The following is a 22736-nucleotide window of genomic DNA, read 5'->3' as shown; positions in this document are numbered from 1 at the left end:
CGGTGATCCGTCCCCGTAACTTCTGAAACCTTGGTCGACTCGTCGCGGGCCCGGGTGTCCACGCCGGGGGTGCGCCCCGCTCCGGGTGCCGGCCCGCTAGTCATGCCACACTACACGCCGGGAAGCGAACCGCTTTCCGCACGCGCGCTGCAACCCCGGCAGGTGCGCGCCGCGCAGGTGCCGTGGCGCGGTGGTGAGACTGCGTGACGCATGCGGGCTGCGTTTCAATCTGCCGCGCGATCCATACGTGGGCTCGTAACGTGTTAAAAGAAGGAGTTTTTTCATGACCGACAGAAGCCGGAGCATCGACAACCTGCAAACCGCGCTCGCGATGGAATTGACGGCCGTGAACCAGTATCTTCTGCATGCCCACACGCTGGATGACTGGGGGCTGGACAAGCTGGCGCAACGGATGCGCGACGAGATGCAGGAAGAGCTGACCCACGCGGGCAGGTTCGCCGACCGGATCATTTTCCTCGGCGGGACACCCCGGATGACGCCCAAGAAAACACCGGCAATGGCATCGGGCCTTGCCGAGCTGTTCGAGGCCGACAAGACCGAAGAGCAGGGGGCGATCGAGTTCTGAAGCCAGGCCGCGCGGGATGCCGCGGACGTCAACGACATCGGGACACGAACCCTGTTCGAGACGATCGTTCTGGACGAAGAGGGGCATTGGGATTGGCTGGACAGGCAGACGGCCACGCTTGAGCGCATGGGCGAACCCGCCTTCATGTCGATCAACATGAGCGGCGGAAACAACGGGGTCTGAGCCGAGTCATGGCCGGTGAGCGGCAACGCAGAACGGTGCTGACAGCCGGTTTCGCCGGCAACGTCGTGGAATGGTACGACTTCGCGCTTTACGGCTTCATGGCCAGCGTGTTCTCGCGGATCTTCTTTCCCGAGGGGAACGAGCTGGCCAACCTGATCGCCGTCTACGGCATCTTTGCAGCCGGTTTCGTGATGCGCCCGCTGGGGTCCGTCGTGTTCGGCTGGTTGGGTGACAAGGTCGGCCGGTCCCGGACGATGATGATATCGGTCGCGCTCATGGCGATACCCACGTTCTGCCTTGGGCTGCTGCCCGACTACCAGGCCATCGGGCTCGCGGCGCCCGTGATGCTGGTTTTTCTCAGGCTGATTCAGGGGCTGTCGGTGGGCGGCGAGTTCTCGACATCGGTGGTCTACCTCGTGGAAACGGCACCGGATGACCGGCGTGGCCTGTCGGGCAGCATGGCCAACCTCGGCTCTGTCGCGGGCACGGCCTTCGGCTCGCTCATGGCAATGGGGGTGCTCAACCTCATGCCCGAGACGGATGTCGACAGCTGGGGGTGGCGAATCCCTTACCTTTTGGGTGGCGTGATCGGGATCGCGGCCTTTGGCTGCGGCGGCGGTTGCCGAAATCCCCCGCGTTCGAGCGCCAGGAAGCCGAACGCCAGCCCGACGCGCCCATCTGGGAAACCCTTTCGTCAACGCTGCCGCTCACCCTCAAGTCAACCTTGTTCGCCGCGGGCTACGGGATGTTTTTCTACGTCGCGATGGTCTATTTTCCGAACTGGCTGGACCAGCATGGCAACGTGTCCATCGACGCGGCGATGCGCGTGAACACCGCCGCGCTGGTCGCCATGCTGCCGGTTGTCCTGCTGGCCGGGTGGGTGAGCGACCGGTTGCCATCGCGCCGGATCCTCGCGGGGGGAACCCTCGGCGTGATATGCATCGCCGCGTGGCCGGCCTTCGGGGCTGCACTGTCGGGCGGCCTGTGGGTTGCGGGAATGGTGCAATTCCTGCTGGCGGGTCTGCTGGCCCTGCTTCTTGGCAGCGCGCCGGCGCTGTTTGCCGAGATTTTCCCGGCCACGAACCGCAATACCGGCTACTCGATCTCCTTCGCGCTCGGTATGGGAATCATGGGCGGGGCCACGCCGATGCTGGCAACGAGCCTGATAAAATGGACAGGGGCCGAACTGGCGCCGGCGCTGATGCTGGTGGCCGGCGGTCTTGCCGGAGCGTTGGCGGTATGGTCCATGCCCGAACGGACCGGCGCGGTACTGCAGGCGCGCGCCCGCGGGGTGCGCGCGTAAGGCGGCGGCACCGTGTTGCCCTGCCGGTCTCAGAGCTTCGCGCAGCGGGAGATATCGTCGGCGTTTTCCTGAACGATCCTGCGGCCCTCTTCCATTGCCTTCCGGGCGCGGTGGAAATCCAGAACCGAGAGCTTGGAGAGATGCGCGTCAAGCAGGACGTGCGGTGGATCGCCGGCCAGCTTGGCCCGGCGGATGCCGTCGGTCATGATGTCGATGGAGGCCGCGATGACATCGAGGTACTGCGGCTTGGGTTCGGCGGCGGCGTGGTCCTCGAACAGCCCGGAAAGCGCGGCGGGCAGATCGCGCAGGCGGTCGCCCCACGATTTCCAGAACGCCGGCAGTTCCCGTTCCCGCTCCGCCCAGAACGTGCCGTCGATCCGCCCGTTGGGGTTCGCCGCGATCACCACCTCGGCACCCAGTATCCGGCAGGCCGTGACCGGCACGGGGTTGGTGAGACCGCCATCGAGAAACCACCTGTCGCCCATGCGGAAAGGGCTGATGATACCGGGCAGCGCGACGGAGGCGCGCACGGCGTCGGCAAGGTTGCCCTCGGTCAGCCACACCTCGCGCCCCGTCGCCATGTCGGTGGCGACCAGCGCCAGCGGCACGTTCAGGTCCTCGATGTTCTCGCAGGGGACGAGGCGGCGGATGACGTTGACGATCTCGGCCCCCTCGACCAGCCCGCCGGAGGAAAGCTTCACGTCCAGCAGGCCGAAAAAATCCCGCGCGGTCAGGCCCGCGGCCCAGTTTTCCAGGGAATCGAGCGCACCGCCCGCGTAAACGGCGCCGATCAGCGCGCCCATGGACGACCCGGCGATGACGTCCGGTCGTAGCCCCATCTCCTCCAGTGCGCGCAGTATGCCGATATGGCACCAGCCCCGTGCACCGCCGCTGCCGAGGGCAAGGCCGATCTTGGGTCTGTTGGTTCCTGACATGTCCGTGTTCCGTGCCCGACTGTCCGGCCACCAGAGTGATGAAAGGTTGCGGAAAAGTCGATAGAGCGCGTCCGGCGCGCGGCGCCCGCGCGACTGGAACGGCGTATCACCGCGCAATCGGCCCCTGCGCGAGCTTGACGCTTGATCTATGATTCTTGACAATTATCATGGACAAAGGCGTTGTCCGCGACGACCCTCAGGGCTGGAATTTGGACGACTGCGTGATGGCAAGCATTCTGCTGATCGATGATGACAAGGACGTTCGGGAAACGCTCGGGCGGAGCCTGTCACATGCGGGCCATGACCTGGACTTTGCGGAAAACGGGGCCGTTGGGCTGCGGCGGATGAAGGCGCAGTGCCCCGACCTCTTGATCTGCGACATCCTGATGCCCGACAAGGAAGGCATCGAGACGATCCTGGAAATCAGGGCATCCGATACCGAGACTGCCATCATCGCGATATCCGGTGGGGGCAATTACATCAGCGCCGAGCAGGGGTTTCTTGACGACATTCTCGAAAGCGCCGAGCTGTTCGGGGCCAACTACACGTTGCGCAAGCCCTTTCGGCCGCGCGAACTGCTGGACCTTGTCGAGCGGGCCGTGCAGCGTGACGATGAAAAGAGTGGCTGACCCGCGCAGCATGCGCCGCGGCGCGATCGATGATGCATCGGGCGGGTCGCGGGCCGGGACAGACGAGGTTTCCAGTTGACCCTTCGCCGCTTCATCTGCCACGTTGCCCGAAAGTGCCTGCCGGGGTGCGCGCGCCTCGCAAGGCGGACCATTGCGGGCGTGTTGATGGCCGTGTCGGCCGGGGCCGCGCTTTCGGAGCCCGTCAAGCTGCGCGGTGTTCAATATATCGGCGATCTGCCCACCCTCATCGCAGATGGTCAGGGATTCTTCGAGACGTCCGGCCAAGATATCGAGGTGAGTTACGGCAAATCGGGCAAGGCGAACCTCGCCGCCTTGCGCAAGGGGGAAATCGACTATGGCCTCATGGCGATGACCCCGTTCGTTCTGGACAGGATGCGCGACCCTTCGCCGGGCGGCGTCGGCGACCCCGTTATCCTCGCCAACCTCACGCACGGTGCCCCGAACATACGGATCATCGCCCGTCAGGACCCGTTGATGCCGGCCGGGCCCGGACCCCGAAGCCTGGAGGGGCGGCGCATCGGGCTGCCAAAGGGGACGAACGCGGAATACCTGTGGTCGTTGTTCGCGGCCTTTCACGGCATCGATGTCCAGAGCATCGACCTGGTCGATCTCGGACCCGAGCAGATCGTCGAGGCGTTCAATGCCGGCGAGATCGGTGCCGCCATCGTGTGGGAGCCTTGGGACCATTCCGCAACGCTGGTGAACGACCGGAACCTGACGACCCATGACGACGCGCTGTTCAACTTCTACGCATCGCGCTGGATACTCGTCGCCCGGCGCTCCGATCCCGCCCGGACACGGCGGCACCGTGACGTGCTCGGGGCCTACGTCGCCGCGGTGGACTGGATACAGGGGCATCCCGGGCCGGCCGCCCGGCACTTCCGCGACGCGTGGGAGATCGGCGATTCCGCGGCGCCCGGTGCATTGCTGGGCTCGGCGATCTTCAACGTGACATTGGACTGGTCGCTGTTCGCCAGCTACCGCCAACAGCTCGAATGGGCCAGATGGGCCGGCTATCCTGTCCATGGCGGCACCGGCAGCTTTCTCTCGGCGATCGAGACGGCGCCCTTGCGCTCGGTGTCCCCCGCCTCGGTCCTGCTGCCCCGATTGTCCCCCGGAACCGGAAAACAGGAGCAGGAGTGAATACCAGCCTCGTCCGACTGTCGAAAACCGCGCTGATCCTTGTCCTCGTCACGATGGTCATGCTCGTGATCGGTGCCGGTTATCTGCTGTCGCGTGTCGAGCAGACCCAGCGTGAGGTGGCGGAAATACTCGTTCTGCAACGCCGGATCTCGGCATTCTCGGCAGCGGCAGATGCCCTGTTGCTGCAAGGGGCTGATCCGGTGTTGCTGAACGCGGTCAGTCGGGATGCCCGCGCAATCGAGGTGGAGCTGGAGGCCTTGGGCGAGGAATACCCCGACGCGATGAACGGGGTGCGGGCGATCGACCGCATGGTGCAGATGCTGGAGGCCGCGGGAAGCGTGCGGCGACAGGCCCGCGTCATCGGCTCGCCCGAGGGGCCGCCGCTGACCGAGAGCCTGTTCTCGACCATGGCGGCGCACGGGATCGCGCTTGATGCCGCTGTCGGAGAAGCACTGGAAGCCCGCCGGCAAGGCATCGCGACACAGACCAGTTGGCTTTTCGGGGGGCTTTCGGGCTTTTCGGTGTTGTTTGCCGCGGTCAGTTTCGGGGCTTTCTCGATGCTCTACTGGCGCGTGGGTGTGCCGTTGGGCCGGCTCGCCGCAACGATCCGCGCCATCGAGGACGGCGACACCAGTGCGCGTGCTGCCGAGAACCGGTCGGACGAGCTGGGCGAGGTGGCCAAGGCCTTCAACAGCCTGATCACGCGCCGACAGGCCGCCGAAAGCAGCCTGCAGAAGACCTCCGCGCTCGTCCGCATGGCCTCGGCCGTGGCGGATTTCGGCGGCTGGCGCTATGATCCTGAACGCGACAGGGTGGAGTGGACGGATGGCACCGCGCGAATCCACGACCTTCCGCCCGGAACGAGCCCGAGGTCGCAGGATGCGCTGGCGTTTTATCCCGAGGGGGAACGCCAACGCATCAGTCGCAGGGTCGAGGCCTGTCTCGCGCACGGCCGAAGCTTCGATGACACGTTCCGCCTCGTCACCGCCGCTGGCCGGCAGCTCACCGTGCGGGCGGTGGGGGAGCCGGAGTACGACGGTACGGGCCGGATCGTGGCGGTTCAGGGCGCCTTTCAGGACGTGTCGGAACTCATTCAGGTCCGCGAGCAGATCGCGCGCCGAAGCGCGCAGTTGCGCGATGTCCTGTCCGCCATCGGGGACGGGTTTTTCACGCTGGACGCCGAGTGGCGTTTCACCTTCATCAACCAGCGCGCGCAAGAGCTGGTCGGTCGCGCAGGCGACGAGCTGACCGGCCAATCCATGTGGGAGGCATTCCCCGAAATGCGCGGCACGCGGTTCGAGTCGCTGTGCCAGCGGGCGGTGAGAACGGGCGAAAGCCAGCTTTTCACCGAGCACCTGCCGACGGTCGAACGCTGGTTCGAGGCCAATGCCCATCCCACGCCGGACGGGCTGGCGGTATATTTCCGCGACTGCACGGCGCAACGCGAGACGCAGGAACGGCTCAAGCTGTTCGAGAAGGCGACGGAACGGCTCAACGACATGATCGTCATCACCGAGGCCGGGGAGGTCGACGGGCCGGATCATCCGCGGATTCTCTACGTCAACACCGCGTTCGAGCGGATCACCGGCTATACCCGCGACGAGGCGATCGGCAACACCCCCCGCATGTTGCAAGGCCCCGCGACCGACCGGACCGCGCTGGATGAAATCCGCGCCGCGCTCGAGGCGCGCAGATCCGTCCGCACCGAGATTGTCAACTACACCAAGTCGCGCACGCCGTGCTGGCTGGAACTGGACATCGTGCCGCTGATGGACCCGGACGGGCGGAACACGCATTTCGTGGCGGTCCAGCGCGATGTCACGGAACGCAAGCGCGCCGAGGAACGGATCCGCGAAGATGAGGAACGGCTGAGGCTGGTATCGCAGGTCACGACGGATTTCATCTGGGACTGGGATGTCAGAAAGGACGAGTGGACACGCAGCGATGCATATCTGGAACGGCTGGGCCTTTCCGCGCCGGAGGCGCCCAGAACATCCTTCGAGTCCGTCGGGCTGATCCATCCCGAGGACCGCGACCGCGTTGTCAAGGAGCTGCAGGACGCGGTCACGGGCGACGCCGGTTCATGGGAATCGGAGTATCGCATCCTCGACAAGGATGATGCCGTGCGACAGGTCGAGGTCCGGGCCGCCATCGTCCGGGACGACGAGGGAAACGCGACGCGTGTTGTCGGCGGCATGTCGGACGTTACGGAGCTGCGCGCGCTCGACCAGCAGTTGCACGAGGCGCAGAAACTGGAAAGCATCGGTCAGTTGACGGGCGGTGTGGCGCACGACTTCAACAACCTGCTGACGATCATCCTTGGCAACGCCGACATGCTGCTGGAGCAGGCCGCCGATGACACGACCCGCAAGCTGGCGGAAACCACGCTGGATGCGGCCGAACGGGGCGCTCGGCTGACCGACAGCCTGCTCACCTTTGCCCGGCGCCAGCCGCCACGGCCCGAGGCTACGGACGTCAATGCCTTGATCGATGAGGCCAGCACGCTGCTGCGCAAGAGCGTGGAAGAGGGCATCGACCTGCTGTTCGACCTCGGCGCCGAGGCGCCCGTCGTCAACATAGACGCCAATCGCCTGCAGGCGGCGATCCTGAACCTCGTGATCAACAGCAAGCTCGCCATCGGCGAGCGTGGAACCATCAACGTTGAAACCGCCGATGCCATACTCGACGAGGCCTATGTCAGCCAGCACCCGGGCCTGTCAGCGGGGGCATATCTGTGCATTGCCGTGACCGATGACGGCAGCGGCATGGCGCCCGATATCGTGGAAAGGGCGTTCGATCCCTTCTTTACCACGCGTCCGCCGGGGCAGGGCACCGGTCTGGGGCTCAGCTCGGTTTACGGGTTCGTCAAGCAGTCCGGCGGTCATGCCCGGATCTATTCGGAACCCGGGCTGGGAACCACCGTGCGGCTCTACCTGCCGGTCGTGCGTGACGACTCGGCCGCAAGGGAACAGGATACCGCCCCCGCCGACGTGAAAGGCCGGGGCGAGCACATACTGGTGGTCGAGGATGACGACAGCCTGCGCGCGAACGTGACCAGCCAGCTGAAGGGCCTGTGCTATCGCGTTTCGGCCGCGTCCGACGCCGAGGAGGCGCTGCGCATCCTCGACGCGACACCGGACATAGATCTCCTGTTCACGGATATCGTGATGCCCGGGCGGATGAACGGACGCGAGCTCGCGCAAGAGGCACAGCACCGACGCGTCGGCCTGCCGGTGCTTTTCACGTCGGGTTATTCGCGTCGTGCGCATCGTGCGCAACGGAAAGCTGGAAGAGGGGGTGAACCTGCTCGGCAAGCCCTATCGCCTTGCGGATCTTGCAAGGGCGGTGCGGCACGCGTTGTCGGCGGCGCCGCCCGAATGAGCGGCAGCGGGCGGCCGCGCGCCGGGGTGCAGGGCCACATGGCAGCGGCAGTATCTTGACCGTCGCCGCGTGCGGCTGTTTCCTGACATCCCGGCCGACAGGCCGGGGCGACGCGGCCCGGGGCGGCCAGAGGGCTGGCACGGCGGGGGATGAATTGACCAGAGGCGATGACGCAAACGGGGCAGGTGCATCCGTGCCCCTTGAATTCGAGGACGATCCGGGCGCCACGCGCTCGGCGTGGATCGCGCTCGGGCTGGTTTTGCTCGTGGCGGGGTGGTTCGCAAGCGGCATGCTGACCGGCAACGGGGAAGCGGCCCTGCCGTCGGCGGATGACGGCAACGATCCCGTGCAGGTGGCTGTCGCGGAATCCGTCGCCCGCACGGTTGCCGACGTGCTCGTCGCGGAGGGGCAGGCGATGCCCGATCGCGAAACCGAGGTGCTGGCCGAGGCGTCGGGCAAGGTGATCGAGGTCCCCGCGCCCAAGGGCGCCATGCTCGGCGCGGGGGATGTCATCGCGCAGCTGGACCCTACGGAACGCGAGGCCGACTTGCGCCGCGCAGAGACCGAGGTGGAGCGGACCCGGCGGGAATACCGCAACGCGCAGACGCTGCTGGAGCGCGGGATCAGCACGCTGGACCGCGTTGCCGATACCCGCGCCGCGCTGGCCGCCGCCGAGGCGCAGCTCGCAGCCGCGCGCGAGTCGCTGTCGGATGCAACCATCCGCGCCCCGTTCGCGGGCCGGCTGGAGGAGTTGCCGGTGAACCCGGGCGAATTCGTCGCGGCCGGTGCGCCGGTGGCACGCATCGTCGACAACCAGCCGTTGACGGTGCGGGCCCGCATTGCCCAGCAGTCGGTCGCGCGGATCAGCACGGGGCAATCCGCGGATGTCGGCTTCATCACCGGTGAAAGGCGCACGGGCAAGGTGGTGTTCGTCGGCGCGAACGCCGACGCGCGGACCCGGACCTTCCTGATGGAGGTCGAGGTGCCGAACGAGGGCGGCAAGATCCCCTCCGGCGTCAGCGCCGAGATCCGCATCGAGACCGGACAGACCAGGGCCCATTTCGTCTCGCCGGCGCTGCTGGCGCTGGACGAACGCGGCGCGCTTGGGCTCAAGACCGTCGACGACGACAACCGCGTCGGCTTTTACGAGGTAGACGTGGTCCGCGCCGGGACCGACGGGGTGTGGGTCACGGGCCTGCCCGAGAGGGTCCGCCTCATCACGGTCGGGCAGGGGTTCGTGCGCAGCGGCGAACAGGTCGAGCCGCGGCCTGATGACCGTGCGCTGCCCGCGATCGGCGACGGCCCGCAATGAACGCGCTGATCGACGCCGCGTTCTCGCGCAGCCGCGCCGTCCTGCTTGCGCTGGTCTTGCTTTTGCTCACCGGCGCGGCCGCCTATCGCGGTATCCCCAAGGAAGCGGCGCCGGAAGTCCAGATTCCCGTCGCGATCGTGACGACCTCGCTGGAGGGGATCACGCCCGAGGACAGCGAACGGTTGCTCATCCGTCCGCTGGAGACGGAGCTGGCCGCGCTTGCCGGGCTCGACGAGATGACGGCGCAGGCCGGCGAGGGGTTCGCCTCGGTCGTCCTGGAGTTCGAGCCGGGCGCGGATGCCGGGGAGGCGCTCGACCGGGTCCGCGAGGCGGTCGACCGTGCGCAGGGCGAACTGCCGGCGGACACGCGCACGCCCGTGGTCGAGGAAATCAACACGGCGCTTTTCCCGGTGCTGACGGCGGTGTTGTCGGGGCCGGTCCCGGAACGCACGCTCAACGGCATAGCCGACGACCTCAAGGCGCGCTTCGAAGCGCTCGAAGGCGTGCTGGAAGTCGATATCGCCGGCGCGCGGAGCGAGGTGCTGGAGGTGCTGATCGACCCCACCGTGTTCGAAACCTACGGCCTGTCCTTTGACGAGCTGATCCGGCAGGTGACCCGCAACAACCGCCTAATCGCGGCGGGGGCCATCGATACGCTGGCGGGGCGCGTCGTGCTCAAGGTGCCGGGGCTGATCGAGGACATCGACGACGTGATGGAGATGCCGCTCAAGGTTGCCGGGGATGCGGTGGTGACCTTCGGTGATGTCGCGGTGCTGCGGCGCAGTTTCGCGGACCCCGACGAATTCGCCCGTTACGACGGGCAGCCCGCGCTCGTTCTGGAGGTGACCAAGAGGGTGGGCGCGAACATCATCGAGACGGTCGGTGCGGTACGCGCGGAGGCCGCCGCCGCCTCTGGCGAGTGGCCCGACACCGTGCGCATCGCCTATCCGCAGGACCAGAGCACCGAGATCAAGGACACGCTGAGCGAACTGGAATCGAACGTCATCGCCGCGATCCTGCTGGTGATGATGGTCATCATCTGGGCGCTCGGCGTGCGCTCGGCGCTTCTGGTCGGCCTTGCCATCCCCGGCGCCTTCCTGACCGGCGTGGCCGCCTTGTGGGCCATGGGATACACGATGAACATCATCGTTCTGTTCTCGCTGATCCTCGTGGTCGGAATGCTGGTCGACGGTGCCATCGTCGTGGTGGAATACGCCGACCGACGGCTCGAGCGCGGCGGCCCCCCGCGGGCGGCATATGCCGCCGCGGCCAAGCGGATGGCATGGCCGATCATCGCGTCGATCTGCACGACCTTGTCGGTGTTCGTCCCGTTGCTGTTCTGGGGCGGTGTCGTCGGAGAGTTCATGAAATACCTGCCGATCACCGTGCTGCTGACATTGTCGGCCTCGCTTCTGATGGCGCTGGTGTTCGTGCCCGTTGTCGGTGGTGCCTTGGGCCGCCGGCGTCCGCAAACGGCCCGCGCGAAACGCGCGCTCCACGAATCCGAGCGGGGCGATCCGCGCCGCCTGCCCGGGGGCGCGGGGATCTATGCACGTTTCCTGAACAGGGCGCTGGCGCGTCCGATGACGGTCGTACTGGTCTCGGTCGCGGGGTTGCTGGCGGCGATCACGACCTATGCCCAGCATGGCACGGGGCTGGCCTTCTTCCCAGAGATCGAACCGGAAACGCTGATCGTCGAGGTGCGTTCGCGCGACAATTCATCTGTGTACGAGCGCGACGACCTCGTTCGCAGGGTCGAGCGGCGGCTGGCCGGGCGCAGCGATGTGGAGAGCGTCTATGCGCGCACGCTGCTGGGGGCGGAGGATGCCGAGGTCATCGGGCGCCTCACGCTGGAACTCGCCGAATGGGACACGCGCGCGCCGGCCGCCCGGATCGGCGAGGAGATACGGGCGGACATGGAGGATATCGCCGGCATCGAGGTGCAGGTACGCACGCCCGACATGGGGCCGACACCGGGAAAGCCGGTGAACCTTGAAATCCGGTCAGACGATCCGGGGGTTCTGGATGCGGCCGTGAAGACGGTTCACACGATGATGGACAGGCTCGGCGGTTTCACGGATGTTACCGATACGCTGCCCCTGCCGGGCGTGGAATGGCGGATCGACGTGGACCGCTCCGAGGCGTCACGCTACGGCGCGGATGTGAGCCTGCTTGGGCAGGCGGTGCAGCTTCTCACGCAGGGCGTCGAGATCGCCGAGTACCGCCCCGACGATGCGGACGAGCCCGTGCCCATTCGGGTGCGCTTCCCCGCCGACGAGCGGACCCTGGCCGAGCTTGGCAGCCTGCGCGTGCCGACCGCGGCGGGGCTGGTGCCGATCGAGAACTTCGTCCGGCTCGACCCGGCGCCGCGCAGCGGCACGATCCGCCGGGTGGATCAGACGCGCGTCGCGATTGTCGAGGCGGACGTGACCGCCGGGCGGCTGGTCAACGACCAGGTCTCGGCCCTGCGCGCCGCGCTGACGCAGGAGGGGCTTCCCGGCGGGGCCGAGTGGTCCTTCAAGGGCGAGGCGGAGGAACAGCAGGCGGCGATGGAGTTTCTCTCTGCCGCCTTCGTGGCTGCCATCGCGCTGATGTTCGGCATCCTTCTGTTGCAGTTCAACAGCTACTATCAGGCGCTTGTCGTTTTCACCGCGATCGTCTTCTCGATCACGGGCGTCTTGATGGGCCTGCTGGTGACGGGGCGCCCCTTCGGCGTGGTGATGGGCGGGATCGGGATGATCGCGCTGGCCGGCGTGGTGGTCAACGACAACATCGTTCTGATCGACACCTTCAACCGGCTGCGCGCCGCTGGGCAGGATGCGCGCGAGGCGGCGCTGCGCACGGGGGTGCTGCGCATGCGGCCGGTCATCCTGACATCCGTCACCACCGGGCTGGGCCTGATGCCGATGGTGCTGGCGCTGACGGTGGATTTCTACAATCGTGACATCGTTCACGGCGCGCCCTCGACCCAGTGGTGGACCGAGCTCTCGGCGGCGGTCGTGGGCGGGCTGACGGTTGCGACCGTGCTGACCCTCGTGGTTACGCCCGCGCTGCTCGTGCTCGGGCCGGGGCGTGACGCACAGTCAGGGGAGTCGCCCGCGCGCCCGCCGGCGGACTGAGGCGGTGCACGGGCCGCGCCCGATCATGCCATGGCAAAGGTGGCGCCGCGGAAAGCTGTTTGAGTGACATGCGCGGATTTCGGGCTATGATCACCTGCACTGCCAAGTGGAAACAGGCACCCCGCCATGGACAGAACGGCGCCTTGGAAACAGCTTGCGGCCGCCGCCGCGATGATCGCAGCGGCGGCATTGGCATGGCATTTCCGGGCCGAGCTGGACGCCATGTGGGCCTCTTTGGGGGCCAGGTCCGAGCAATCGGTGACGCGATCGGACCGCGCCCCTGGCGTGCCGGTCATCGTTGATGGCGTGCGCAGGGTCGAGGACGACCTGACATTCTCGGCCATCGGGACGGGCTTCGCGCAGCGCTCGGTGACGCTGCGTGCGCCCTCGGGCGGCCAGATCATGCAGCTCGATATCGTTCCGGGCCGGAAATACGCCGCGGGCGACCTGCTCATGCGGCTGGAGGACACCGACGAGCGGCTTGCGGTGCAGCTTGCCGAGGCGCGGTTCCGCCGCGCGAGCTCGGAACGCGACCGGTACCGCGCGCTGCAGGACACCGGTGCGGCCGCGACCGCGCGGATCGAGCAGGCCGAAACCGACTACCAGGTTGCGCGGATCGAGCTGGAAAAGGCGCGCGCGGAGCTTGACGACCGGACGCTGCGGGCCCCTTTCGACGGGGTGGCGGGGCTGGCCTCGGTCGAGACGGGCGACCGTATTGCCGCGGACGAAGCGATCTCCAGCTTCGATGACCGCAGCCGCATCCTTGTGGAGTTCGACCTGCCCGAGGCGCTGCTTGGCCGTGTCGCACCCGGCCTTGCGGTGACCGCCCGCACGCCGGCGGTGGAGGGGCGCGCTTTCGAGGGTGCGGTCACCGCGATCGACAGCCGGGTTGACGCGGCGAGCCGTACGGCCCGCGTGCGGGCCGCCATAGACAACACCACCGACGAGCTGCGCCCCGGCGCGTCCTTTGCCTTGCAGCTCGACCTGCCGGGCAAGACCTACCCGGCCGTTCCCGAACTGGCCCTGCAGTTCTCGCGCGGGGCGCTGCATGTCTGGCGCGTCGCCGACGGGGCGGCCGAGCAGGTCGAGGTGCGGCTGGTGCGCCGCCGGGCGGGGCTCGTGATCGTGGACGGCCCTCTGGACGCGGATGACCGGGTCATCGTGGAGGGCACACAGCGGTTGCGGCCGGGCCGGGCGGTGGAGGTGCTCAATACCCCCGGCACGGGGCCGTCATGACACTGGGCGGCCGTGGCATCACGGAGCTCAGCGTGCGCCGGCCCTATCTTGCGGCGGTGATGAGCCTGCTGATCGTCATCGCGGGGATCGGGGCGCTCTGGGGGATCGAGGTGCGCGAGCTGCCCGACGTGGACCGGCCCGTGGTTTCGGTGCGCGCAAACTATCCCGGGGCGTCGCCCACCACCGTCGATGCCGAGGTGTCTGCGCTGGTGGAAGGGGCCGTCGCCCGGGTGGCCGGGGTCGAGGCGGTGCGCACCTCTTCCGAGGAGGGCAATTTCCGCATGCGGGTGGAGTTCGGCGCCGACCGCGACCTCGCCAATGCTTCCAACGACGTGCGCGAGGCCGTCAGCCGCATCGAGACACGCCTGCCCGACGGCGTCGAGGACCTGTATGTCGTCAAGTCCGAGGAAGATGCCGACCCGATCATGGATGTCGCGGTATGGAGCGATGCGCGGTCCATGGCCGATCTCACGCGGCTGGTCGAGGACGCCATCGCGACGGAGTTCACCGCCGTTGACGGGGTCGCGGAGGTGGTATTGTTCGGCGACCGGCAGCGTGTCTTGCGGGTCGAGGTCCGCCCCGACCGGCTGGCGGCCTTCGGGCTGTCCATCGGCGAGGTCGCGGCGGTCCTGCGCGCGGCACAGTTCGACGTGCCGGTGGGCAGCTTTGCCTCGGGTCCGCTTGAGGTGCTGGTGCGCGCGGACGCCACCGTTGCCGACCCGGGCCGGATCGAGGATCTCATGCTGCGCGACCATGTTCGCCTCGGCGACGTTGCCGATGTCTATTTCGGTCGCGCCACGCCCGACAGCATCGCGCGGCTGGACGGGCGTCTCGTGGTCAGCCTTGGCATCGTTCGGCAGGCGCAGTCCAATACCGTGCGCATTTCCGACGATGTGAACCGCGCGATCGAGCGGCTCCGCCAGCGCTTTCCCGACCTCGGCTTTCAGGTGACCAGCGACGACGCGGTGTTCATCAAGGGGGCGATCGCCGAGGTTCTCAAGACGCTCGCCGTGGCCCTGTCCATCGTGATCGCGGTCATCTGGATTTTCTTCGGCCGTCTGGGGGCCACGCTCATCCCCGCCGTGACGATCCCGGTGGCGCTGATCGGATCGGTGGCCGGCATATGGCTGCTGGGGTTTTCCATCAACCTGATCACCTTGCTGGCGCTGGTTCTCGCGACCGGGCTCGTGGTGGATGACGCCATTGTCGTGACCGAGAATATCCAGAGACGGAGACAGGACGGGACAGGCCCGCGCGCGGCCGCGGTGATCGGGGCGCGGCAGGTGTTCTTTGCCGTGATCGCGACGACGCTGACACTGATCGCGGTCTTCGTGCCCATTTCCTTCCTGCCGGGTGATGCCGGACGGCTCTTTACCGAGTTCGGCTTCGTGCTGGCGGTGACGGTGGCGATCTCGTCCTTCGTCGCGCTGACCATGTGCCCGATGCTTGCGTCTCTGTCCGGGGGGTTGGGACGTGGGGGCGGCCCGTTCGCCGAGATCGGGCGGCGGCTCTCGGACGGGTATGCCGCGGTCATCCGCCCGATGATCCGTGCGCCGCTTGTCACCCTCGTGGGGGCGGGCGTGCTCGCCGGTGGTGCGATATTCGCCCATGACAGGCTGGGCGAGGAGCTGGTCCCGCAGGAAGACCGCGGCATGATCTCGGTGTGGATACAGGGTCCGGACGGCACAGGGCTGGATTACACCGACAGGCAGGTGGTGCAGGTCGAGGAGATCCTGCGCCCCTACGTGGATCAGGGGGTCGCGCGGGGGCTTTACTCCATCACGGGGCGCTACGACCTGAACCGCGGGAGCATCGGGATGCGCCTTGTGCCGTGGCAGGAGCGGGAGATCGGCCAGGCCCGGATCGAGAGCGAGATCCGGGCGGATCTGCAGCGGCTTCCCGGCGCGCGCCCCTTCATCTATGGCGGCAACAGCCTGGGGCTGCGCGGTGGGTCGGGTGGCGGGTTGAGCATCGCGCTGACGGGGCCGAACTATCCCGACATCGCGGCGGCGGCGGACGCCTTCGCGCGCGAGCTCGAGACACTCCCCGGGCTGTCGCGGATACGGGTGCAGTACCAGGCGACGCAACCGCAGCTTTCCATCGGGGTCGACCGCCAGCGCGCCTCGGACCTGCGCGTGCCGATGTCCACGCTGTCGGGCACTTTGCGGGCTCTCATCGACGAGGACGAGATCGCCGAGCTGACCATCGATGACGAGGCCGTGCCCATCCTTCTGCAATCCGCGGCGGGTGCGGTGCGCGACCCGGTCGACCTGATGAACCTCTACGTGCGCGCCGACACCGGCGGGCTTGTGCCGCTCAGCCAGATCGTGAGCTTCGAGGAGCGCGGCGTGGCCGCGGAGCTGGACCGACACGCACAGCGCCGCGCGATCGAGATCGACGCCTCGGTCGCCCCCGAGGTCACGTTGCGCGAGGTGATCGACACCGTGCGCGCCCGCGCGCAGGACCGTCTGCCCGAGGGGATCGGCCTGATCTTTTTGGGCGAGGCGGCGTCGCTCGACGAAACCTCCTCGGCCCTTCTGGCCACCTACGTGATTGCCCTGTTGGTCGTCTTTCTCGTGCTGCTGGCCCAGTTCGAGAGCCTCACCAGCGCCCTGGTGGTGATGACCACGGTGCCGTTCGGTGTCTGCGCGGCGATATACGCGCTCCTGCTGACCGGGACGACCATCAATATCTACAGCCAGATCGGCGTGCTCATGCTGATCGGGGTGATGGCCAAGAACGGCATCCTTCTGGTGGAATTCGCCGATCAGCTGCGCGACCGTGGCCGGCCGGTGCTCGAGGCCGCCTACGAGGCCGCCCGCGCCCGGCTGCGCCCGATCGCCATGACGCTGATCTGCACCGTCATGGCGGGGCTGCCGCTGATCCTTGGCACAGGCCCCGGCGCCGAGGCGCGCGCCGCCATCGGCTGGGTGATCGTCGGCGGGCTGGGAATGGCGGCGATCTTCACCCTTTTCCTGACACCCGCGGCGTATGCCCTGGTGAGCGGCCTGACCCGCGCCCGGGCGTCCAGCGCGGTGGCCCTGGAACGGGAGCTGCGCGAGGCCGGCGACGCCGGCTGATGGGGCGAACCGCGCCGCGCCCGCCCGGCGTGTTCGTTTAAATATCGGAAAATCCGCGACAATTACCCGGTTCGGCTTCACCGCGCGTTAAACGCCGCGGACAAGACTTTGCCGCGGTGAGAGTCATTGAGGGTGTGAGCCATGTATCTCAAGAAAGTGCCGGGGCCACGGGCGGTGACCCTGCCGGACGGAACCGTGATGACCCGGGCCGACCTGCCCCCGGCCGATACGCGCCGCTGGGTGGCGTCCCGCAAGGTGATGGTCATCCGGGCGGTCCTGCATGGCCTCATCACCCGGGACGAGGCGGAACGGCGCTACGGTCTGAGCGAGGAAGAGTTCGGCGAATGGGTCCGGGCCTATTCGCAACGGGGGCTGGACGGGCTGAAGGCGACGAATCGAAAGTTCTAGACAACCAATACGGGAGTTCACTATTTATTCTTCTGCGGTAACGAGCGATTAACCAATATTCGTCACTGTCCGTCATGAGACCACGGATTGTAGCGGAGACCGATATGCGTGTGCTTCTGGTGGAAGACGACCCCACGACCTCCAACAGTATCGAACTGATGCTGACCCACGCCAACCTGAATGTCTACACCACCGACCTGGGGGAAGAGGGCATCGACCTGGCAAAGCTGTACGATTACGACCTCATCCTTCTCGATCTCGATCTGCCGGACATGACGGGCCATGACGTCCTGCGCCAGCTGCGCCTTGCGCGGATCGAGACCCCGATCCTGATCCTGTCGGGGGCCGACGACACCGAGAACAAGATCAAGGGCTTCGGCTTTGGCGCCGATGACTACCTCACCAAGCCGTTTCACCGTGAAGAGCTCGTTGCGCGCATCCACGCCATCATCCGCCGGTCCAAGGGGCATTCGCAGTCGGTGATCCGCACCGGCAAGGTCAACGTCAACCTCGACGCCAAGACGGTCGATGTCGCGGGCACTCCGGTGCACCTGACCGGCAAGGAATACCAGATGCTGGAACTGCTCAGTCTGCGCAAGGGCACCACGCTGACCAAGGAGATGTTCCTCAATCACCTCTATGGCGGGATGGACGAGCCTGAACTCAAGATCATCGACGTTTTCATCTGCAAGCTGCGCAAGAAGCTGTCCGAGGCCACCGACGGCGAGAATTACATCGAAACCGTGTGGGGGCGCGGGTACGTGCTGCGCGATCCCGACCCGTCAGCGGGGGCCGACGAGCCCTTGGCGATCGGCGCCTGACGCCTTGCCCATGTCCCGGCCGACGGGCCACACGCGGCGCGACCCGCTGGACCTGAGGCGCGCAGCGCCCTATCACTCGTCCCTGTGATACAGGGCGGCGCCGCGCCGCCCGTTGGCGGTGGAGACGGTCCATGGGCGAAACAACGGAGGTCGAGGCGCTGAGCGAAGAGGAGGCGGCGCAGGAGCTCGCACGGCTGGCGAAAATCCTTGCCGAGGCCGACACCGCCTACCATACCGAGGACGCGCCGCGCATGACCGACGCGGAGTACGACGCGCTGAAGCAGCGCAACGCGGCGATCGAGTCGCGTTTTCCCCATCTCAAGCGCGCTGACAGCCCCAGCGAGCAGGTCGGCGCCGCCCCTGCCGAGGCGTTTGCCAAGGTCACCCATGCCGTGCGCATGATGAGCCTTGCAAACGCGTTCGAGGCCGGCGAGATCGAGGAGTTCGACGCCCGCATCCGGCGCTATCTCGGGCTGGCCGGCGATGCGGCGCTTACCTACACCGCCGAGCCCAAGATCGATGGGCTGAGCCTGTCGCTGCGCTACGAGAACGGCGGGCTCGTGCAGGCGGCGACCCGCGGCGACGGTACCGTGGGCGAGAACGTGACCGCGAACGCCCGCACGATCGAGGACATCCCGCGGCAGCTCGACGGGGCGCCGGCCGTGCTGGAGGTGCGCGGGGAGGTCTACATAAGCCATGCGGATTTCGAGGCGCTCAACGCGCGACAGGCCGAACGTGGCGGCAAGACCTTCGCCAACCCCCGCAACGCCGCCGCCGGGTCGCTGCGCCAGCTCGACGCGGAGATCACGCGCGAGCGGCCGCTGAAGTTCTTCGCCTATGGCTGGGGCGAGCTGAGCGTGCCCTTGTCGGACACGCAGATGGGGGCGATCCGCAGGTTGGCGAAGCTGGGTTTCCAGACCAACCCGCTGACGGAGTTCTGCGACGGCCCGGAGGAGATGCTGGCGCATTACGCCCGAATCGAGCAGCTGCGCGCGGAGCTGGACTATGACATCGACGGCGTCGTCTACAAGGTCGATGATCTGGCCCTGCAGGCCCGCCTTGGCTATCGCAGCACGACACCGCGATGGGCGATCGCCCACAAGTTTCCCGCCGAACTGGCATGGACGCGGCTGGAGGCCATCGACATCCAGGTGGGCCGCACCGGCGCGCTGTCTCCGGTCGCGCGTCTTCACCCCGTCACCGTGGGCGGTGTCGTCGTCTCCAACGCCACGTTGCACAACGAGGACTATATCGCCGGGCGCGACGCCAAGGGCAATGCCATCCGTGACGGCAAGGATATCCGCGAGGGCGACTGGGTGCAGGTCTACCGCGCGGGCGACGTGATCCCCAAGGTCGCGGATGTCGACCTGTCGAAACGCCCCGACGGCGCGAAACCCTTCGCCTTTCCCGAAACCTGCCCCGAATGCGGGTCCGAAGCGATCCGGGAAGAGGGAGACGCCGTCCGACGTTGCACCGGCGGCTTGATATGTCCCGCGCAAGCAGTTGAAAAACTTAAGCATTTCGTCTCACGCGCTGCCTTCGACATAGAGGGGCTGGGGGCCAAGCAGGTGGAGCAGTTCTACCTGCTGTCATGGATTCGCGAACCGGCGGACATATTCACGCTGCAACGGCGGGACCGTGACGGCGCCAAGGCGTTGCGCGACGCCGGCGATATGATCGACGAGCTGGCAGCGCAGGACCGGGCCGAGGCGCGGCAGCGGCTGGCAGAGGCCCTCGGGCTGGAGGTTTACGACGCCGACGAGGTTCGCACGCGGTTCGCCGAACGCAGCGAGACACCGCTCGCCGAGCAACTCGGATGGGGTGAAAAAAGCGCGAAGAACCTGTTTCAGGCCATTGATGAAAAACGAACAATCCCCTTTGGGCGCCTGCTTTTCGCGCTTGGCGTACGGCATGTGGGGGAACAGGCCAGCAACCTGCTCGCGCGGTTTTACGGGAGATGGGAGGAATTCACCGCGGCGATGGATGCGGCTGCCGACCAGAACGGGCCGGAATGGGATCGCCTGCTCGGGATCGATGGCGTGGGCGGGGTCATGGCGCGCAGCCTCGTGACCGCCTTCGCGCAACCCGAGGAGCGGGGCAGCATCGACCGCCTCGTCGATCACCTCACGGTGGAACGGGCAGTGCAACCGGCGGCCGCGGACAGCCCGGTCGCGGGCAAGACGGTGGTGTTCACCGGCACGCTCGAAAGGATGACCCGGGCAGAGGCCAAGGCGCGCGCCGAGGCCCTCGGCGCCAAGGTCTCGGGCAGCGTCAGCGCCAAGACCGATCTCGTCGTCGCCGGGCCCGGCGCCGGCTCCAAGGCGAAGAAGGCCGAGGAGCTGGGCGTGGACACCATCGACGAGGAGGGGTGGCTCGACCTGATAGGCGACGCATGAGCGGCCGGCCCGAAATCCTCTTTTCCCTTTTCGCCGGGCTCGAGACGCTGGAGGGCATCGGCCCGAAAACCGCGGCACATCTTCGACAGATGGAGATCGAACGCCCGCGTGACCTGTTGTTCACGCTGCCCCATTCCGGGATCGATCGGCGTCGTCGCGATACGGTGCAGGGGGGCGACATCCCGCGTGTCATGACCGTGGAGGTCACCGTGGGGCAGCACCGCGCCCCGCAGCGCCGCGGCGGCCCCTACCGTATCCATGTCACCGACGCGGCCACCGAGTTCCAGTTGGTGTTCTTCCACGCGCGGGAGGATTATCTGCGCCGCATCCTGCCCACGGGCGCCCGCCGGGTTGTCTCGGGCCGGGTCGAGCTGTTCGACGGCATGGCCCAGATGGTGCACCCTGACCATGTGCTGCCGCCGGACCAGGCCGGCGATATCCCCGAGTTCGAGCCGGTCTATCCCCTGACCGCCGGCGTGACGCAGCGCATGATGGGCAAGGCGGTACGTTCGGCAGTGGCGCACGCCCCGGACCTGCCGGAATGGATCGATCCGGTTCAAAAGGCACAGGCCGGTTGGCCCGGCTGGCAAGAGGCGGTGCGCCGCGCCCATGGTCCCGTCGAGCTGGCCGATCTTGCCCCGTCCGATCCCGCGCGAGAGCGGCTGGCCTATGACGAGTTGATGGCCCATCAGCTGACCCTCGCGCTGGCGCGCAGCAAGCTGCGGCGGGCCAAGGGCCGGGCCACTATGGGCACCGGGGCATTGCAGGCCCGGGTGCTGGACGTGCTGCCCTACACCCCGACCGGCGCGCAGACGCGGGCGCTGGCCGAAATCGCCGCCGACATGGCGCAGGACAGGCGCATGAACCGGCTGCTGCAGGGCGATGTGGGCGCGGGCAAGACACTGGTTGCGCTCAAGGCGTTGCTGATCGCGGTCGAGGCCGGCGGGCAGGGGGTGCTCATGGCGCCGACAGAGATACTCGCGCGCCAGCATCTGCAGGCGCTGAGACCGCTGGCCGAGGCTGCGGGCGTGGTCATCGAGATCCTGACCGGCCGCGACAAGGGGGCCGAGAGGCGGCGCAAGCTGGCGGCGCTCGAGGCCGGCGAGATCGGAATCCTCGTCGGGACCCACGCGGTGTTTCAGCGGGACGTGGAATTTGCCGATCTGCGCCTTGCCATCGTGGATGAGCAGCACAGGTTCGGCGTGCGCCAGCGGCTGGAGCTTGGGCGCAAGGGGCAGGGGGCCGACATGCTGGTGATGACCGCGACGCCCATTCCCCGCTCGTTGTCGCTGGCGCAGTACGGTGACATGGATGTGAGTATCCTCGACGAGAAACCCCCGGGGCGCAAACCGATCCGGACCGCGCTGGTGAGCATGGGCCGGATGGACGAGGTCGTCGATCACCTGCGTGACGCCATCGCGGACGGTCGTCAGGCCTACTGGGTCTGCCCGCTGGTGGAGGAGAGCGAGGCGATCGACCTGTCCAGCGCGGAAGAGCGTTTCAAGCGGCTGCGCGCGGCACTGGGCGAGGGCGCCGTGGGGTTGGTCCATGGCCAGATGCCGCCCGAGGAAAAGGATGCCGCGATGGCCCGCTTTCAGCGTGGCGAGACGGCCGTGCTCGTCTCCACCACGGTCATCGAGGTCGGGGTCGATGTGCCCAATGCCACGATCATGGTGATCGAACGCGCCGAGAGCTTCGGTCTGGCGCAGTTGCACCAGCTGCGCGGCCGGGTGGGCCGCGGTGAGGCGGCCTCGACCTGCCTGCTGATGTACCAGCCGCCGCTGTCGGAGGGCGGCGAGCGGCGGCTGACAACGCTGCGCGAGACCGAGGATGGCTTTCGGATCGCGGAGGTGGATCTCGAGATGCGCGGGGCCGGCGACCTGATCGGCACGGCGCAATCCGGTCTGCCCCGGTTCCGGATCGCGGATCTCGAGGGGCAGGCGGCATTGATGGCCGTGGCGCAGACCGATGCGCGCAAGCTGCTGGCCGAGGATGCGGACCTCACGGGAACGCGCGGGCAGGCGGCGCGGGTGCTCCTGTGGCTCATGGAACAGGATCAGGCGATCCGGTTGATCGGCGTGGGATGAGCGTGCCGCCGATCGGTTGCGAACGAGAGTAGAACAAAAATAATCTTGTTAAATCAGAATATTGGCGGCAGAAACTTGTTAATGTTTCGTGAATGT

At 67.3% G+C, this 22736-nt stretch carries 15 protein-coding genes; 14 read left to right on the top strand and 1 reads right to left on the bottom strand.

Annotated features, from left to right (window positions below):
• Positions 1–283: 283 nt before the first annotated feature.
• The 3 genes from ACH13J_RS11275 to ACH13J_RS11265 all read left to right on the top strand — a co-directional run bounded on the left by ACH13J_RS11275 (position 284) and on the right by ACH13J_RS11265 (position 2072).
• Positions 284–586, top strand: a complete 303-nt coding sequence (locus ACH13J_RS11275; protein WP_397543433.1) for a ferritin-like domain-containing protein — start codon at positions 284–286, stop codon at positions 584–586.
• A 191-nt stretch (positions 587–777) separates the two neighbouring features.
• Positions 778–1599, top strand: a complete 822-nt coding sequence (locus ACH13J_RS11270) for an MFS transporter (protein ID WP_397543432.1) — start codon at positions 778–780, stop codon at positions 1597–1599.
• Positions 1515–2072: an MFS transporter gene (locus tag ACH13J_RS11265; protein WP_397543431.1), complete on the top strand. Its 558-nt coding sequence runs from the start codon at positions 1515–1517 to the stop codon at positions 2070–2072. Before ACH13J_RS11270 ends, ACH13J_RS11265 begins: the two co-directional genes overlap by 85 nt.
• A gap of 29 nt (positions 2073–2101) precedes the next feature.
• Here ACH13J_RS11265 and ACH13J_RS11260 read toward each other — a convergent pair whose 3' ends face one another.
• The gene (locus ACH13J_RS11260) at positions 2102–3007 is read right to left on the bottom strand and encodes a patatin-like phospholipase family protein (protein ID WP_397543430.1); all 906 of its coding nucleotides are present in this window, start codon (positions 3005–3007) and stop codon (positions 2102–2104) included.
• Between the two features lie 224 nt (positions 3008–3231).
• Between ACH13J_RS11260 and ACH13J_RS11255 the strand changes: the two genes are divergently transcribed.
• From ACH13J_RS11255 to recG, 11 genes are all read left to right on the top strand, one after another.
• Complete coding sequence (locus tag ACH13J_RS11255; protein ID WP_397543429.1) at positions 3232–3636, top strand: response regulator; 405 nt, start codon at positions 3232–3234, stop codon at positions 3634–3636.
• Positions 3637–3711: 75 nt separating this feature from the next.
• On the top strand, positions 3712–4800 hold the full coding sequence (locus ACH13J_RS11250; protein WP_397543428.1) for an ABC transporter substrate-binding protein: 1089 nt from the start codon (positions 3712–3714) through the stop codon (positions 4798–4800).
• Positions 4797–8240 (top strand): PAS domain S-box protein, encoded by a 3444-nt coding sequence (locus ACH13J_RS11245; protein ID WP_397543427.1) that lies wholly within the window; start codon positions 4797–4799, stop codon positions 8238–8240. The genes ACH13J_RS11250 and ACH13J_RS11245 overlap by 4 nt, the downstream gene beginning before the upstream one ends.
• 134 nt (positions 8241–8374) lie before the next feature.
• Positions 8375–9493 (top strand): efflux RND transporter periplasmic adaptor subunit, encoded by a 1119-nt coding sequence (locus ACH13J_RS11240; protein ID WP_397543426.1) that lies wholly within the window; start codon positions 8375–8377, stop codon positions 9491–9493.
• On the top strand, positions 9490–12612 hold the full coding sequence (locus ACH13J_RS11235; protein WP_397543425.1) for an efflux RND transporter permease subunit: 3123 nt from the start codon (positions 9490–9492) through the stop codon (positions 12610–12612). The genes ACH13J_RS11240 and ACH13J_RS11235 overlap by 4 nt, the downstream gene beginning before the upstream one ends.
• A gap of 126 nt (positions 12613–12738) precedes the next feature.
• Complete coding sequence (locus ACH13J_RS11230) at positions 12739–13848, top strand: efflux RND transporter periplasmic adaptor subunit (RefSeq protein ID WP_397543424.1); 1110 nt, start codon at positions 12739–12741, stop codon at positions 13846–13848.
• The gene (locus tag ACH13J_RS11225; RefSeq protein WP_397543423.1) at positions 13845–16928 is read left to right on the top strand and encodes an efflux RND transporter permease subunit; all 3084 of its coding nucleotides are present in this window, start codon (positions 13845–13847) and stop codon (positions 16926–16928) included. Before ACH13J_RS11230 ends, ACH13J_RS11225 begins: the two co-directional genes overlap by 4 nt.
• Before the next feature lie 141 nt (positions 16929–17069).
• Entirely contained in the window at positions 17070–17336 is a 267-nt protein-coding gene (gene sciP, locus ACH13J_RS11220; protein WP_397543422.1) for a CtrA inhibitor SciP, read from the top strand.
• 104 nt (positions 17337–17440) lie between these two features.
• Complete coding sequence (gene ctrA, locus ACH13J_RS11215; protein WP_397543421.1) at positions 17441–18157, top strand: response regulator transcription factor CtrA; 717 nt, start codon at positions 17441–17443, stop codon at positions 18155–18157.
• 131 nt (positions 18158–18288) lie between these two features.
• Positions 18289–20553, top strand: a complete 2265-nt coding sequence (ligA, locus tag ACH13J_RS11210; RefSeq protein WP_397543420.1) for an NAD-dependent DNA ligase LigA — start codon at positions 18289–18291, stop codon at positions 20551–20553.
• Positions 20550–22640 carry an ATP-dependent DNA helicase RecG gene (gene recG, locus ACH13J_RS11205; RefSeq protein ID WP_397543419.1) on the top strand — a complete coding sequence of 697 codons (2091 nt, stop codon included), beginning with the start codon at positions 20550–20552 and terminating at the stop codon, positions 22638–22640. The genes ligA and recG overlap by 4 nt, the downstream gene beginning before the upstream one ends.
• Positions 22641–22736 lie beyond the last annotated feature (96 nt).

It is taken from the genome of Roseovarius salis (assembly GCF_044472985.1).
Taxonomy (GTDB): domain Bacteria; phylum Pseudomonadota; class Alphaproteobacteria; order Rhodobacterales; family Rhodobacteraceae; genus Roseovarius; species Roseovarius salis.
The sequence above is the reverse complement of the archived record's forward strand: the minus strand, read 5'-3'. Positions and strand labels throughout refer to the sequence as shown.

Bases quoted from the DNA above. Each gene is read 5' to 3' on its own strand.
- ACH13J_RS11235 (WP_397543425.1), top strand. From the start codon at position 9,490: ATGAACGCGCTGATCGACGCCGCGTTCTCGCGCAGCCGCGCCGTCCTG.
- ACH13J_RS11255 (WP_397543429.1), top strand. From the start codon at position 3,232: ATGGCAAGCATTCTGCTGATCGATGATGACAAGGACGTTCGGGAAACG.
- ACH13J_RS11275 (WP_397543433.1), top strand. From the start codon at position 284: ATGACCGACAGAAGCCGGAGCATCGACAACCTGCAAACCGCGCTCGCG.
- ACH13J_RS11270 (WP_397543432.1), top strand. From the start codon at position 778: ATGGCCGGTGAGCGGCAACGCAGAACGGTGCTGACAGCCGGTTTCGCC.
- ctrA (WP_397543421.1), top strand. From the start codon at position 17,441: ATGCGTGTGCTTCTGGTGGAAGACGACCCCACGACCTCCAACAGTATC.
- sciP (WP_397543422.1), top strand. From the start codon at position 17,070: ATGTATCTCAAGAAAGTGCCGGGGCCACGGGCGGTGACCCTGCCGGAC.
- ACH13J_RS11260 (WP_397543430.1), bottom strand. From the start codon at position 3,007: ATGTCAGGAACCAACAGACCCAAGATCGGCCTTGCCCTCGGCAGCGGC.
- recG (WP_397543419.1), top strand. From the start codon at position 20,550: ATGAGCGGCCGGCCCGAAATCCTCTTTTCCCTTTTCGCCGGGCTCGAG.
- ACH13J_RS11265 (WP_397543431.1), top strand. From the start codon at position 1,515: ATGTTTTTCTACGTCGCGATGGTCTATTTTCCGAACTGGCTGGACCAG.
- ACH13J_RS11225 (WP_397543423.1), top strand. From the start codon at position 13,845: ATGACACTGGGCGGCCGTGGCATCACGGAGCTCAGCGTGCGCCGGCCC.
- ACH13J_RS11230 (WP_397543424.1), top strand. From the start codon at position 12,739: ATGGACAGAACGGCGCCTTGGAAACAGCTTGCGGCCGCCGCCGCGATG.
- ligA (WP_397543420.1), top strand. From the start codon at position 18,289: ATGGGCGAAACAACGGAGGTCGAGGCGCTGAGCGAAGAGGAGGCGGCG.